This is a genomic window from Halorubrum ezzemoulense (assembly GCF_004126515.1).
Classification (GTDB): Archaea; Halobacteriota; Halobacteria; order Halobacteriales; family Haloferacaceae; genus Halorubrum; species Halorubrum ezzemoulense.
In genome coordinates this window covers 1,849,472-1,863,158 of record NZ_CP034940.1, presented here as the reverse complement: position 1 = coordinate 1,863,158, position 13,687 = coordinate 1,849,472, and the positions used below count along the sequence as shown (strand labels likewise).

General features: G+C 65.8%; 12 protein-coding genes, 1 tRNA gene and 1 pseudogene. 9 read left to right on the top strand and 5 right to left on the bottom strand.

Annotated elements, in window-relative coordinates; genetic code table 11:
* Positions 1-233: 233 nt before the first annotated feature.
* From EO776_RS09275 to EO776_RS09265, 3 genes and pseudogenes are all read right to left on the bottom strand, one after another.
* Complete coding sequence (locus EO776_RS09275) at positions 234-1,130, bottom strand: hypothetical protein (protein ID WP_129452395.1); 897 nt, start codon at positions 1,128-1,130, stop codon at positions 234-236.
* A 1,147-nt stretch (positions 1,131-2,277) separates the two neighbouring features.
* Positions 2,278-2,400, bottom strand: a pseudogene (locus tag EO776_RS09270) (FAD-dependent oxidoreductase); the annotation flags it as partial.
* Positions 2,401-2,495: 95 nt separating this feature from the next.
* Positions 2,496-3,386 (bottom strand): hypothetical protein, encoded by an 891-nt coding sequence (locus EO776_RS09265; protein WP_094519722.1) that lies wholly within the window; start codon positions 3,384-3,386, stop codon positions 2,496-2,498.
* A 153-nt stretch (positions 3,387-3,539) separates the two neighbouring features.
* On the opposite strand from EO776_RS09265, the gene EO776_RS09260 reads away from it, so the two are divergent.
* The 4 genes from EO776_RS09260 to EO776_RS09245 all read left to right on the top strand — a co-directional run bounded on the left by EO776_RS09260 (position 3,540) and on the right by EO776_RS09245 (position 7,507).
* Positions 3,540-3,613 (top strand) — tRNA-Tyr (locus tag EO776_RS09260).
* 138 nt (positions 3,614-3,751) lie between these two features.
* Entirely contained in the window at positions 3,752-4,417 is a 666-nt protein-coding gene (locus EO776_RS09255; RefSeq protein ID WP_089308771.1) for a thermonuclease family protein, read from the top strand.
* A 33-nt stretch (positions 4,418-4,450) separates the two neighbouring features.
* Positions 4,451-5,206 carry a hypothetical protein gene (locus EO776_RS09250; RefSeq protein ID WP_049932537.1) on the top strand — a complete coding sequence of 252 codons (756 nt, stop codon included), beginning with the start codon at positions 4,451-4,453 and terminating at the stop codon, positions 5,204-5,206.
* A 402-nt stretch (positions 5,207-5,608) separates the two neighbouring features.
* Positions 5,609-7,507 carry a DEAD/DEAH box helicase gene (locus tag EO776_RS09245; protein WP_049932539.1) on the top strand — a complete coding sequence of 633 codons (1,899 nt, stop codon included), beginning with the start codon at positions 5,609-5,611 and terminating at the stop codon, positions 7,505-7,507.
* Positions 7,508-7,558: 51 nt separating this feature from the next.
* On the opposite strand, the gene EO776_RS09240 is transcribed toward EO776_RS09245, so the two are convergent.
* Both EO776_RS09240 and EO776_RS09235 read right to left on the bottom strand, forming a co-directional pair.
* The gene (locus EO776_RS09240) at positions 7,559-8,113 is read right to left on the bottom strand and encodes an adenylate kinase (RefSeq protein ID WP_049932541.1); all 555 of its coding nucleotides are present in this window, start codon (positions 8,111-8,113) and stop codon (positions 7,559-7,561) included.
* Positions 8,113-8,397, bottom strand: coding sequence for a DUF5789 family protein (locus EO776_RS09235; protein WP_049932543.1), 285 nt, complete (start codon positions 8,395-8,397; stop codon positions 8,113-8,115). Before EO776_RS09235 ends, EO776_RS09240 begins: the two co-directional genes overlap by 1 nt.
* Before the next feature lie 206 nt (positions 8,398-8,603).
* On the opposite strand from EO776_RS09235, the gene EO776_RS09230 reads away from it, so the two are divergent.
* From EO776_RS09230 to EO776_RS09210, 5 genes are all read left to right on the top strand, one after another.
* Complete coding sequence (locus tag EO776_RS09230; RefSeq protein WP_094579982.1) at positions 8,604-10,358, top strand: thiamine pyrophosphate-binding protein; 1,755 nt, start codon at positions 8,604-8,606, stop codon at positions 10,356-10,358.
* 72 nt (positions 10,359-10,430) lie between these two features.
* The gene (locus EO776_RS09225; RefSeq protein ID WP_089308773.1) at positions 10,431-10,943 is read left to right on the top strand and encodes a hypothetical protein; all 513 of its coding nucleotides are present in this window, start codon (positions 10,431-10,433) and stop codon (positions 10,941-10,943) included.
* A 103-nt stretch (positions 10,944-11,046) separates the two neighbouring features.
* Positions 11,047-12,111 carry a Gfo/Idh/MocA family protein gene (locus EO776_RS09220; RefSeq protein ID WP_094520484.1) on the top strand — a complete coding sequence of 355 codons (1,065 nt, stop codon included), beginning with the start codon at positions 11,047-11,049 and terminating at the stop codon, positions 12,109-12,111.
* A gap of 78 nt (positions 12,112-12,189) precedes the next feature.
* Entirely contained in the window at positions 12,190-13,392 is a 1,203-nt protein-coding gene (locus EO776_RS09215) for a DUF418 domain-containing protein (protein WP_089308775.1), read from the top strand.
* 65 nt (positions 13,393-13,457) lie between these two features.
* Positions 13,458-13,685: a DUF7385 family protein gene (locus EO776_RS09210; RefSeq protein ID WP_049932552.1), complete on the top strand. Its 228-nt coding sequence runs from the start codon at positions 13,458-13,460 to the stop codon at positions 13,683-13,685.
* Positions 13,686-13,687: the final 2 nt, after the last annotated feature.

Here is a 13,687-nt window from a genome sequence, read left to right as displayed (position 1 = left end):
TCTGTAGACTCATCTTGAAGATCCTCCTTGATTTGTTCCATATTCTCTTCATTTTTATCCACCGTGGAAATGAAGAATCCATTAGCAGTTTTCATGATTAATCGTGCGGATAATACCCACAATTTGAGCATTCGGAAGCGAAAGAAAACGTAACTAGACCCTCATCGATACGCTCCTTTTCTTGGCTGGTGGAGTATGAATCTGAACCACACCGGGGACAAGTATCAGACATTCTAATTCTCCTTAGAAACTACTGCTATTACAGTATCGCCCGTATCCTTTTCTAGTTCTACTGAACCGTTCCAATTGGGTTCATCCTCCGGGTTCCGAAGAGCCTTCTTGATTTCCGGATCCTTGGTCGTTACCCTTCGGGAGTTTTCCCCTACACTCTCATACAGAGTGTTTTCGTCGCTCTTAGCAAGATCCTCTGCTATATCCTGAAAAGCACTATTCTCATAATCTTCCCAAGAGTTTGCCGCTAGTTCTTCTACCTGTGAATCAGGGGTATTAATTTCAGTATCAGAATCCTCTTCTAGAAAACCTGAATACTTATCTTCAATGTGTTCAATAGCGGCTTGTAGCTCTTCGGATTCTGGTTCAGAGTTACCTTCTTGATTCGCTTCTGCGATTATCTCCTTGAATTCTTCACCGGATAAATCAGAGACTGAACGATCAGGATCGTACTTTGTCCCCTTCTTTAGCTCTTCTTTTGCGCGTCTAATCTCCATTTGCTTTCGGGATTTTGCTACCTCTCGGTTATGCCGTTTTACGTCCTTACGGATCCCATCCCAAACAGAATCAATATCTTCGGGGGTATCCTCTCCCTGAACCGTATCCTCCTTGGATTGTAGCTCTTCAATTTCAGAGTCGGTAAAGAACTTAGAAAGACGGGAGTTTGCCAGAGAATCCGGTTCAATCTTTACAACGTGTTCTCCCTCTTGTCTCTCCCGAATTGTAGAACCCGACTCTCCAAGCTCTTCTACTACAATATCCTTTTCAGGGTTCAGGTTTCGCTCTTCAATATCTCCCCGTGAAAGCTCTTCTACAGTAGATCCTCTGTTACTCCCTTCAGCATAAATCTGGTTTCCTTGTCGATCCGCCTTAACAAATCCCGCGCCTTTGCTTGTCATAATTTAATCCTCTAAAACTTCATCTACAATCATATCTTCAAAAGTGCCATACTCCTTTTCGATCTTCCGGTAAGCTAACTCCTTATGGACCGAGGGACTTACTGCGATTGTTTTTTGCGTCATGCTTGTACTATAAAATTAGAGATATACACTTAAATATCTGTCGTTTTATACTCGTTATATTTGAAGAAACTAAGGATTCCAACCCCTATAGTTTAGGGATACAGGATTTCTATACAGTTTTATTAGACAAAGCCGGGGAATTGTGTTGAGAGAGAATAATTCTGTAAATTCGATCCGTAACGTTACTAAGTCTATTTTGGATTTGGCTTATACAGAGTCTCTAAAGGGTGATTTGAGAGGAATACGATTTGATATTTTACTCATACGCTTTTACAGACTGAATATAAGAGCAAATACATACGGATTATTGCTCCTAAGCTGACATGAAATAAAGATGAGAGCAAAAGATCAATCAATTAATTGAACAAACTTACAGAAACTTTAGAGAAACTTTGAGAAACTTAATCAAAAGACAATTCTCTTGTTTATTCTTTCATTTCTAAGCTTAGTCTTTTGCTATTCTCTAATCCAAACTCTCTTTAGCGATCCTCTCACTTTGAGTCTATCAAACTGAATGACTCTCTAAGCGTCTTTTACCTGTATGAGTAGGATAGGACCTAAAACCCTCAAAGTCCATTGAGAGGGTATTCTATTAGCACTATATCCATGTGAGAGGTAAGAGAGTGTATCAGCCTAGTTCAGAATGAGAAATGAGACTGAATCGCTCTGGTTAGTGATCTACCTCCGAACCCCCCTACCCTTCAATTCGACAAACCCACTTCTACAGGGATACTCTGATTTTGCCTATCTTGTGTTATACACATCAACATAATGGCTTTATTTAGTAGATATTACTATCCAAACAAACTATCGGCTTTAGTTGTAGGCTATTTTTTGCGTTAGAAAGTGCGTATATATCCAAAACCCCCATACGGCGAAGGGGCGAGAGAAAAATAGGATCTAGTACCATAGGTTCAGATTAAATCCCTTATCCTGTAGTGTGGTACTAGACGGTATTTGTCCTTTGAGATACAACGTAATCAGATAGGGGCTATTCACTTATTGAACGTTAAGCCATACCAAAGTGCGCCTTGTGCATCCACGTCTCGTCCGTGTCGAAGAGGACGGTGTCGAGGCCGTTCTTGCTCGCGAACAGCCCGGCGCTCAGTCCGGCCGGTCCACCGCCGACGATTGCGACATCTGTCATGGTCGCTACAACGCAGTCCCGAACATAAGGCTTGGCGGAAGCGGGGATCGGTCACGGCGGACCTCGCGGCGACCCCTGTCGCCGCGGCCGACACCTCACTCCGCGAAGTCAGAGAGGGACCCGGTCCCGTCGCCCGCGCCACCCCCCTCGTCGCCCGTGTCCGGCTCGGCATCGCTCCGGTGCGTCTCGCCGTCGCCCGTGTCCGGCTCGGTGTCGCCGGAGGCCGATCCGCCCCACGGGTCGTCGGGATCGACCGGTGCGACGGCGCGGGCGAGCTCCGCCTCGTCGTACTCGACCTCCTCGTCGAGCACCATCGCGAGCCGCTGCCACCGCGCGCTCTGTTCGTCTTCGCCCTCCGGGCCGACGCGCGCGCCGTGCGTCTTGAAGAACCGGGTGCCGCGCCCGCGCTTGGATCCCTCGCCGGTGTGCCCGTCGAAGACCGCGTCGAACTCCCCGTCCGGTTCGAGGTCACCGACGGGGAAGTCGTGCGCCGGCTCCTCCCCGCGGGCGCGCGCCTCGGCCCGGAGATCGGCGACCGCGCCGAAGTAGGCGTCCGCGTTCGACGCCTCGCGTGTCGAGCGAGCGCGGGCGGCCGCGAGCGCGGCGTGGATCCCGCAGAGCCGGCCCTTCCACGCGTCGGGCTCCCAGCGCTCCGTCGCGAGTTCTTCGTAGCGCTCGATCGTGAGCGCGACCTCGTCGCCCGCGCGCAGGTCCTCGACGACGTAGAGGTTGAGTCGGTCCCAGAGGTTCCAGGCGTACCCGGAGCGCGCCAGCTCCCACGCCGCCCACGCCGCGATCTCCTCGTCGGAGCGCCGGACCGCCTTCTGGAGCAGGCTGGAGACGACGTACCGGCTGTACCCGCCGTCGGTCTCGTTCGGCTCTTTCTCCTCGCCGAAGTCGTTCTCGCCCGTCGCGTCCGGCGTCCGATCGGTTTCGAGGCTCCCGTCGGACCCGAACGTCGCCTGTCTGTCGTCGCCGTCGGCCATGTCCCCGCTCCCGCCGCGAGAGACTTAACAGCCCCGCGGCGAGCGTGGGTCGCGAGCGGGGTTCGAGTCCGGCGATCCACCCCGCGGTACGGCGGATCACACCTGCTCTGAAAGGGAACTCTTAAGTCGAATCCGGCGGCTATGTTTCGGTAACCGCCCTTAGCTCAGCCTGGTAGAGCAGTCGACTGTAGATCGACTTGTCCCCCGTTCAATTCGGGGAGGGCGGACTGAATTTCTGACTCGTGAGCGACAGCGAGCGGGTGAGGCTTTTCTTTTTCAGCGAGAGAGTTGGTTAGTAGTAGCACGCGAGTAAGCTGAACGACTTTCCTGCCTATTTATACTGAAACCAGCGCAACACGGGATCGATGCGCGTTCGACCGAGGCTGGTCGCGGTCATCGGAGTCGTCGCGGTCGTCGCACTGTCCGGCTGCGCCGGGGGTCCGGGCCCCGCCACCGACGGGGATTCACCGACCGGCGACCTCAACTCGCCGCCGACCGATCCGGCGGGAGTCGACCCCGGCGACCCGGACGACACGACCTGGACCGGCACCGTCGTGCGCGTCGTCGACGGCGACACGGTGGAGGTCGAGTTCCCGAACGGCGAGGTCGACACCGTCAGGCTCCTCGGCGTCGACACGCCCGAGACGAGCGCCGACGTGACTTCGCCGGGTGAGTTCGAGGGGATCCCCAACACCGACGCCGGCCGCGCGCACCTCCGAGCGTGGGGCGGTGAGGCGGCCGCATTCGCCGAGTCCGAACTCGCCGGCGAGGAGGTCACGGTCGTCGCCGGCGGGGACCGACGCGGCGGCTACGGGCGGCTGCTGGCGGTGCTGTACGTCGACGGTGAAGATTTCAACGAGCGCCTGCTGACCGAGGGGTACGCGCGGCTGTACGACACCGAGTTCGCGCTACGCGACGCGTACGCGGCGGCCGAAGCCGACGCGAGGGAACGCGGGGTCGGACTCTGGGCGTTCGACGAGTCCGACTCCCCCGCCGATGCGGGCGCGGTCGACGCCCCTGTGCCGGCGTAACACACTTAAGAGCGCGCTCGGTACGATGTCGTAGTGGCATCCCGACAGGGCGGGTCGGGGGACGCGGAGCCCCTCGGGCCCGGATCGACGGAGCGTCGGACCGTTTCCACGACCGCCGCCGGCCGGCAGGCAGACGCCCGGCCTCGGTCGCCGCCGGAGTCGCCCGCGCGCCGCCGCGCTCGGGCCGGCCGATCCGGCTCGACCGGCCGAACCGGCGAGTATCGGTCGGTTGATCCCCCGCACGGTGGCGAGGCCGCCGCCCGGACGCCGGAGGATCCTCCCGTGCGCGACCCGGGCCGCTACGCGCTGACCGATCACTTCCGCGAGCGGCTCGAACAGCCCGGTCGGTACGTCTCGACGCGCACCGTGAGCGACGCGATCCGCGAGGGGCAGCTCCGGTGGAACAGCACCGACGGGTGGCGGTTCGCCCTCGTGGAGGGCGGCGTCCGGTTCGTCGTGGTCGTGAGCGACACGGAGACGAACTCCCCGGTCGTCGTCACCGGCTGGACCGAGGTCGCGGACCGCGAAGATGCGCTGGAGGCCTCGCGGTGGGACGGGGTCGACGTCGACACCATCGCCGTGCGGGCCGCGCTGAGCGAGTCGGCGTCGACGCCGATCCCGGACCGGATCCGCCCCCGGACCGTGACCCGCCCGTTCGAGGTGGGCGAACACCGCCTCGAAACCGAGCCGGGCGAGCCATTCGTGCGCTGTACCGACTGCGGCTGCCGGTTCCGCTCGAAGGAGGGGATCACCTCGCGGCGGTGTGGGCAGCGGTCGCCGGGCCGCTAGTCGGCGATACTCATTTCTACTCAACTCCATTCTGTTCGCTCGGTTCACGAGTGGCCAAGTCGCTGCGCTGGCGCGCGCCTCCGAGCGCCCGCGGGGCGCGAGGAGTCCGTGCGAGGGAGTCGCAACCGTCGGGAGCGACGAGGCCGGGGAGGCGTGAGGCGGCGGTGCGGGGTGGGGCGGGACTCGAAGGGGCAGTCGTGCGGCCGCAGTAGGCGACGTTAGCACCGCGGCGGGCGACGCGAGCGAGGAGCGCAACGAAGCGTACTGCGGCCGCACGACTGGGGCTTTGGAGATGTTGTCGGTCGCTCCTCAGAGAGCAACCCCGTACGACATGTGTAAGACCTCCGTTCCGTCTCGTCCGCTGACGCTATCCATTTCCGCGTCGCGACCGAAGCGGCGGTGATGACCGACGACACCGGCGACGACGCCGGCGACGATTCCAGCGAGGACGACGCTGAAGACCTCTCCTTAGATCGCTTCCACGAGGCGCTCGAGGCCGAGGAGCGACCGGTCGCAACGGCGAGCGAGGTCGCCCGCCGGCTCGGAACGTCGCAGGCGGCAGCGCGCGACGCGCTCGCTGCGCTCGTTGACCGCGGCGACGTGGACCGACTCGACGTCGAGGCCGACCCCGTCGTATTCTACCCCCGCGACTGGGGCGCGTTGGCGAGCCGCGAGCGCGTCGTGACCTTCCCGAAGCGCCGCGAGATCGTCGTCGACCGCCCCACGCAGTACACCCGCGCGCGGCTCTCGCAGTTCGCGAACCTCGTCGACACCACCGGCACCGAGCCCGGAACCCGCGGGTATCTCTATCGGATCCGCCAGGAGGACGTGTGGGCAGCACCGTTCGACGACGCCGACGCGCTCGTGGGCGCGCTCCGGTCGGTGCTGCCGCGGCGGTACGAACACCTCGAAGCGTGGGTGCGCGACCAGTGGCGTCGGGCGCACCGCTTCCGGCTGTACACCCACGCGGACGGGTACGTCGTCCTCGAGGCCGCCTCCGAGAACCTGATGGGGAACGTCGCCGACCAGCACCTCGATGATGACCACCTCCGCGCGCCAATCTCGGACACCGAGGCGTGGGTGAACGAGGCGGCGGTCGCCGCGGTCAAGCGCACGCTCTACGACGCCGGCTACCCGGTCGAGGACGACCGCGACCTCGAGACCGGCGACCCGGTCGAGATCGACCTCGCGACCGACCTCCGCGATTACCAGGAGACGTGGGTCGAGACGTTCCTCGACCGCAAGTCCGGCGTGTACGTCGGGCCGCCGGGCTCCGGCAAGACTGTCGCCGGGATCGCGACGATCGCCGCGGTCGGCGGCGAAACGCTGATTTTGGTCCCCTCACGCGAGCTCGCCGACCAGTGGCGCGAGGAGCTGCTGGAGCACTCCACGGTCGACCCCGCCGACATCGGACTCTACCACGGGGGGACCAAGGAGATCCGCCCCGTCACGATCGCGACCTACCAGATCGCCGGGATGGACCGCCACCGGAGCCTCTTCGACTCCCGCGAATGGGGGCTGATCTGCTTCGACGAATGCCATCACGTCACCGCCCCGGTGTACTCGCGGACCGCCGAGCTCCAGAGCAAACACCGGCTCGGACTCTCGGCGACGCCCGTCAGCGAGACTGGCAGCGAGGAAGAGATCTACACCCTCATCGGCCAGCCCATCGGGGCGGACTGGGACGCGCTGTTCGAGGCCGGCTTCGTTCAGGAGCCCGAGGTCGAGATCCGCTACGTCCCGTGGCGCGACGAGACGGCGCGCAACGAGTACGCCGCCGCGGACGGCCGGGACCGCAGACGGCTCGCGGCCGAGAACCCCGCGAAGGTCGAGGAGATCCGGTACCTGCTCGCGGCCCACCGCGACAAGAAGACGCTCGTCTTCGTCGAGTACCTCGACCAGGGCGCCGCGATCGCCGACGCGCTCGGCGTCCCCTTCATCAGCGGCGAGACGCCGCACCACGAGCGCGCGGAGCTGTTCCGCCGGTTCCGGGCGGACGGCGAAGCGGAGGGTTCGGGCGGCGGGGCGGCCGACGACGACCTCGACGTCCTCGTCGTCTCGCGGGTGGGCGACGAGGGGATCGACCTCCCGAACGCCGAACTCGCCGTCGTCGCGAGCGGGCTCGGCGGCTCTCGACGACAGGGCTCACAGCGGGCGGGACGGACGATGCGGCCGACCGGCTCCGCGTTGGTCTACGTCCTCGCGACGCGCGGGTCGAGCGAGGAGGAGTTCGCCCAGCGACAGATGCGGCACCTCGGGCGGAAGGGCGTCCGCGTCCGCGAGACGAACGTCGCGGAGTAGTCCGCGGCCCGACGCCGCCGGACCGGACGCGTGCCGAATCGCGCCGCTCGCTCAGAGCGCGTCAGCTAAGCGCTCGGCCGCCCCCTCGATCTCCCCCTCGTTCTCGACGAACCGGACGGGCGCGTTCTGGTCGCGCGCGTACTGGAGCGCCGCGGACCGGTTGAGGTCCTGCTCGAAGTCGATCTGGCGTTCGGTGACCCCGTCGAGGTCGCGGTCGCTCGCCCGCCTGCGTTCGAGGATCGTCGCCGGTTCCGCCTCCACGAGGACGAACGCGTCAGGCGAGACGTCTTCGAGCACTTCGACTGGAAGCCCTTGGACGTAGCCGGTCAGCGTCTCGACCGCGAGGTGCGTCGAGAGGATCACGTTCGTCGTCTCCGCTTCCTCGGCGACGAACTCGCCTGCGCGGCGCTGGAGCCGCCGCGTCTCGGGCTGTGAGAGCGTGCCGAGCTTGGCCCGCTCGGTCGCGAGCCCCATCGCCGCCGCCTGTTCGAGCATCACGTCGCCGAAGTTGATCAGCTTGTACCCATCTCCGAGTCCGCGCCTGACCGCCTGACAGACGCTGGAAAGGCCGACGCCGTTGACTCCCGACACGATCGTGACTGACATCAGAAGCTCACCTCGTTCTCCTCGTCGCCCGGCATCCCGCCGCGGTCGTCGTAGTACCGGCGGCCGATGAACTGCGCGCCGACGAGCATCATCAGCGTGTCGTAGAGGTCGTCGGCCGAGTCGAACGTCTCGACCTCCGACCGGTCGATGACCGCCCGGATCGTCGTGGACTCTCCGTCGGGCGGCGACAACTCCGTGTCACCGACCGTCTCCAGCACCTCGCTTCGGGGCGCCGGAAACTGTAGTTTCCTCGCGAACAGGTCACGAGTCTCTGGTAAGCGCATACATGACACATGACAGCACACGCTAGCATAAGTGTACATGTCAGTGCCCCGCGACCGAAGTCGCGGGTTACCCCCTCGTTCCGTTGTGACGCGGAGTGTCGCCGCCCCTCCGATGCGTTCCCCTCCCCGCCGCGTCGCGTCCCGCGCTCGCTCGCGGACCCGGCGGCGGACGAAGCTTTCAACATACGCTCCGCCGACTTCGCGACATGGACGCTGACGAGCCCTCGCCCGCCGCCGATAGGCACGACGACCCACCGACCGTCGCCGAGGCGGTCGTCGACGCGATGCTCGACCGCGGCGTCGACACCGTCTTCGGGATCCCCGGCAAGCAGACCCTCCCGCTGAACCGGGCGCTCGCCGATCGCGACGCGCGGTTCGTCGTCGCCCGCCACGAGACCGCCGTCCCGCACCAAGCGTGGGGGTACGCCGAGACGAGCGAGCCCGGCGCGATGGCAGCCACCTGCGTCGTCCCCGGCCCGGGCGACACGAACGCGATGAACGGGCTGAAGAACGCCCTGAACGACTGCGTCCCCCTGCTCCACCTCGCCGTCGAGACGGAACGGTCGGTCCGCGGCGGCGACGGCATCCACGAGACGCCGCCGGAGACGTACGACACCGTCGTCAAGGAGAACGTCCTTGTCGACTCGCCCGCGGGCGCGGTCCCCGCCGTCGTCGAGGCGATCCGGACCGCCCGCGAACACCCGCAGGGACCGGTCCGCGTGGGGATCCCGAAGGACTTCCTCGCCGGTCGGACCCCGCAGCCCGCGGTCGGCGAGCGCGAGCCGTCACCGCCGCCGGCACCGCCCGCGGCGGCGGTGCGCGAGGCCGCAGACCTGCTCGGCGATGCCACAGCGCCCGTCGTGCTCGCCGGCGGCGGTGTCAGGCGCGCGGACGCGAGCGACGCCCTCCGGTCGGTCGCCGAGGGGCTCGGCGCGCCGGTCGTGACGACGTACAAGGGGAAGGGGACGCTCCCCGAGACGCACCAGCTGTCGGCGGGCGTGCTCTGCGGCGGGGCCAGCGCGGAGCTCCGGGGACTCCTCGCGGACGCCGACGTCGGCCTCGTCATCGGCTCAGACCTCGACGCGGTCGCGACCGCCTCGTGGTCCGTCGCGATTCCCGAGACGCTGATCCACGTCACGCTCGACGGGGACGACGTCGGGTTCGGCTACGAAGCGGACCTCGGCGTCGTCGCTGACGCGGACCGCTTCCTCCGGGCGCTCACCGACCGCCTCGACGACGAGGGGGTGGCGCCCCGCGGCGCCGACAGCGCCGAGCGCGCCGAGTCGGTCCGCGCGGCCGACCGCGAGCGCTTCGCGGCGTTGTCCGAGCAGAGCGCCGACGGTTCAGGGAAGTCGACGGCCGACGACCGCGAGGAGCGCCCGCTCCGCTCCGTCGAGGCCCTCTCGGCGGTTCGCGACGCGGTCCCGGCGGACGCGGTCGTCGCCGCCGACGCGGGCGGGTTCCGGCTGTGGACGCTCGTCTCGTTCCCCGCTGCGGGGCCGCGGTCGTACGTCAACCCCGGTTCGTGGGCGACGATGGGTACCGGGCTCCCGTCGGCGCTCGGCGCCAAGCTGGCGAACCCGGACCGCGACGTGGTCGCGCTCACCGGCGACGGCGGGCTCATGATGTGCGTCCACGAGCTCCACACGCTGGCGAGCGAGGGGATCGACGTCACCGTCGTCGCGCTCAACAACGACGACTACGCGATCATCAGCGAGGAGGCGTCGCGGTCGTACGACTTCCCGGACCAGAGCTACGGGTGGGCGGAGACCGGCCTCGACCTCGTCGCGGTCGCGTCGGGGATGGGCCTGCCCGCGGAGCGCGTCCATGCGCGCGGCGCGGTCGGCGACGCCGTCGAGCGCGCCCGCGACCGCGACGGCCCGGCCCTCGTCGAGGTCGTCACCGATCCGGACGAACCGCAGGCGAGCGAGTGGATGACCGGCCCGCACCCCCGGTCCTAACCGGTCCGTTTCACGCCGAGCGTTTCCGAGATCTGAAGCGATCTATATACTCGTCGGGTCTGAATTTCCCGTATGCGCAACCCGTGGGTTCACGACGATGTCCCGGACGACGCCGGGAGTGGGTACGACGGTCCCGTCCGCCTGCTGGCGGCGTTCATGTGGGGGACGTTGGCCCTCGGCGTCGGGGGGTTCGTCATCCTCTCCGGCGCGGGCGTCATCGACCTCGCCGACGGCGGGTCGTTCGGCGAGGTCGTCACGGGCGTCGTCGCCGCGCTGGCGCTCGCGCTGGCGCTCCCGGTCTTGTTGAAACTGCTCACCATCTCGCGGGCGCTCGCCCTCCTCGCCTTCCTCGGCACCGGCGCCGGGGTCGGCCGGTTCGTGATCGCCCGCGAACCGGAGCGGTTCCGGGGGCTCCTCGACGCGCGCGAGAGCCTCGCCGAGAACGCCGGCTCGCTCGGCGACCTCTTCGACTTCGTCGACTCGATGGCGCCCGGCGCGATCGACGGCGTGACGGTAGTAGCCGACGCCGCGGCGGTAGCGGTCGACGGCGCGATCGCCGTCGCCGTCGGCGTCCCGATCGCGTGAGCCGACCGCCAGCGGGGTCGTGACGGCCGTCCCCACGCGCGGTCGGGTTCCGGCGCGTCCCGCGGGACGGGAGCCTTAACAACACCCGTGGTGAAGCCCGCCCATGACGCATCCGAACGACGTCGCCGTCGGCATCGTCGGCCTCGGCGGCATCGGGTCCCACCACGCGACGAAGCTGACCGAGCGCGGCGCGAACCTCGTCGGCGGGATGGACGTCGATGCCGACGCGCGGGCACGGTTCCACGAGGAGTTCGGCGTCCCCGCCTACGAGGACGAGACGGACCTCTACGAGGACTGCGACGCCGTGCTGGTCACCACCCCGAACCGCTTCCACGAAGAGTACGCGACCTCGGCGCTTTCGGCCGGCCTCGACGTGCTCTTGGAGAAGCCGCTGGCGCACACGCTCGACAGCGCCGAGCGGATCGCCGACGCCGCCAGCGACGCCGACGGGTTCTGTATGGTCGGGTTCAACAACCGGTTCGCGGAGCCGGTTCAGGTGATCAAACACTACCAAGACGAGGGGAGGTTCGGCGAGACCACCCACGTCGAGGCGAACTACGTCCGGCGGCGCGGCGTCCCCGGCCGGGGCTCGTGGTTCACGTCGGCGGACGTCGCCGGCGGCGGCGCGCTCATCGATATCGGCGTCCACGCGATCGACTTGGCGCTCTACTTCCTCGATCACCCCGAGGTCGTCGAGGTGTCCGGGGACACGCGCTCGGAGTTCGGCGGTCGCGACGACTACGCGTACGTCCACATGTGGGGCGACGACGCGGGGCCGGAGGGGTTCGACGTCGACGACTCCGCGTCCGCGTTCATCCGCGGCGCCGACGGGAGCACCGTCTCGCTGGAGGTCGCGTGGGCGACGAACCGGCCGGCGACCGACGAGTTCGTCGTCCGGGGCACCGAGGCGGGCGCGACGCTCGACCGCGGCAGCGGCGACCTCACGGTCCACGAGGCGGGCGTCGGCGGCGGCCACCACCTCACGGACGCGAGCGTGGAGACGCGCGACGGCGACGCGCACGCCGCCGAGCAGGCGACGTTCCTCGAAGCGGCCGCCGACGGCGAGGCGCCGTCGATAAACACCGTCGAGGAGGGGTTACGCGTCCAGCGCGTCATCGACGCAATCTACCGCTCCGCGGAGACCGGCGCGGCGGTGCGGCTGGACTGAGCCGCCGACCGAGCAGGCCGACCCGGGAGCCGCGATGGGAACCTATTCGGTGCTGGGGACCGTCACCGCGGACAACTCGTGACCAGCGATCCCGGCCCCACGCCGCCCTCCGAACGGATCACCAGTCTCGACGCGCTCCGCGGCTTCGCGCTGCTCGGCATCCTCGTCATCAACATCCGCGTCTTCTCGATGCCGGAGCAGACCCTGCTCAACCCCACCGTGTACGGCGACTTCACCGGGCTCAACTACTGGACCTGGTTCGTCGGCCACGTGTTCGCGCAGTCGAAGTTCATCACCGTCTTCTCGGCGCTGTTCGGCGCCGGCGTCCTGCTGTTCATCGAGAGCAAAGAGGAGAAGGGCCAAGACGCCGTCCGCCTCCACCTCCGCCGGACCGCGGTGCTGATCGCGATCGGCCTCCTTCACGCGTACCTGCTGTGGTACGGGGACATCCTCGTCACGTACGGGCTGCTCGGGCTGTTCCTCCTCTTCGTCCGCGACCTCGACGCGCGTCGGCTCGGCGGGCTCGCCGGGATATTCCTGCTCTTCGTCCCCGCGATCGAGCTGTTCGCCGCGACCTCGATCGGCGGCGAGGCGATCGCCGGCCAGTGGCTGCCCGCGGAGGCCGCGGTCCGAGACCAGGTGGCCGCCTACCGCGGCGGCTGGCTCGACCAGATGAGCCACCGCGTCTCCTCGTCGTTCCAGCGACAGACGTCCGGGTTCATCGGGTCGAGCTTCTGGCGCGTGGGCGGCGTCATGCTGCTCGGCATGGCACTGTACAGGCGCGGCGTGTTGACCGGCGAGCGCTCGACCGCGTTCTACCGCCGGCTCGTCGCGGGCGGCGTCGTCGGCGTCGGAATCGTCGTCGCCGGCGTCGCGTATATCGAGGCGAACGACTGGAGCGCCGGCGCCGCGCTGTACTGGCGGCAGTTCAACTACGTCGGGAGTCTGCTCGTCGCTGGCGGGTACGTCGGCCTCGTCACGCTGTTCGTCCGGTGGCGCGGTGAGGGGCTCGTGGCCCGCGCGCTCGCCGCGGTCGGCCGCACCGCGTTCACCAACTACCTGCTCCAGACGGTGATCGCGACGACGGTGTTCTACGGTCACGGCCTCGGGCTGTTCGGCTCCGTCAGCCGCGTCGAGGCAATGGGGATCGTCGTCGCGATCTGGGCGGTCCAAGTCCCGCTGTCCGTGATCTGGCTCCGGTACTTCCGGTTCGGTCCCGTCGAGTGGGTGTGGCGGACGCTCACCTACGGGGAGGCACAGCCGTTGCGGCTGAAAGACTGACCCCGCGTTCTCCGAACTGAGACTCGCGAGGACACGTTCAACAGTCCCCGGTCGGACTCCCGCACATGAGCGAGTTCGACGTTCACGACCACCGTCACGAACTGAAACAGCTCCGCGACTCGGGCCGAACGAGCCTCTGGGAGAACAGGGAAGGGATGGCGTGCCCGGTGTGCGACGACGCCTTTTCGCGGCTCTTCGTCACGCGACAGTCCGGGACGACGTTCCCCGAGAACGACGGCGCGCGGTTCTGCCTACTGCGTTCCGACGACGCGGTGTACCTCTTCCGACACTGAGC

Bases quoted from the DNA above. Each gene is read 5' to 3' on its own strand.
- EO776_RS09275 (WP_129452395.1), bottom strand. From the start codon at position 1,130: ATGACAAGCAAAGGCGCGGGATTTGTTAAGGCGGATCGACAAGGAAAC.
- EO776_RS09265 (WP_094519722.1), bottom strand. From the start codon at position 3,386: ATGGCCGACGGCGACGACAGACAGGCGACGTTCGGGTCCGACGGGAGC.
- EO776_RS09255 (WP_089308771.1), top strand. From the start codon at position 3,752: ATGCGCGTTCGACCGAGGCTGGTCGCGGTCATCGGAGTCGTCGCGGTC.
- EO776_RS09245 (WP_049932539.1), top strand. From the start codon at position 5,609: ATGACCGACGACACCGGCGACGACGCCGGCGACGATTCCAGCGAGGAC.
- EO776_RS09240 (WP_049932541.1), bottom strand. From the start codon at position 8,113: ATGTCAGTCACGATCGTGTCGGGAGTCAACGGCGTCGGCCTTTCCAGC.
- EO776_RS09235 (WP_049932543.1), bottom strand. From the start codon at position 8,397: ATGCGCTTACCAGAGACTCGTGACCTGTTCGCGAGGAAACTACAGTTT.
- EO776_RS09230 (WP_094579982.1), top strand. From the start codon at position 8,604: ATGGACGCTGACGAGCCCTCGCCCGCCGCCGATAGGCACGACGACCCA.
- EO776_RS09225 (WP_089308773.1), top strand. From the start codon at position 10,431: ATGCGCAACCCGTGGGTTCACGACGATGTCCCGGACGACGCCGGGAGT.
- EO776_RS09220 (WP_094520484.1), top strand. From the start codon at position 11,047: ATGACGCATCCGAACGACGTCGCCGTCGGCATCGTCGGCCTCGGCGGC.
- EO776_RS09210 (WP_049932552.1), top strand. From the start codon at position 13,458: ATGAGCGAGTTCGACGTTCACGACCACCGTCACGAACTGAAACAGCTC.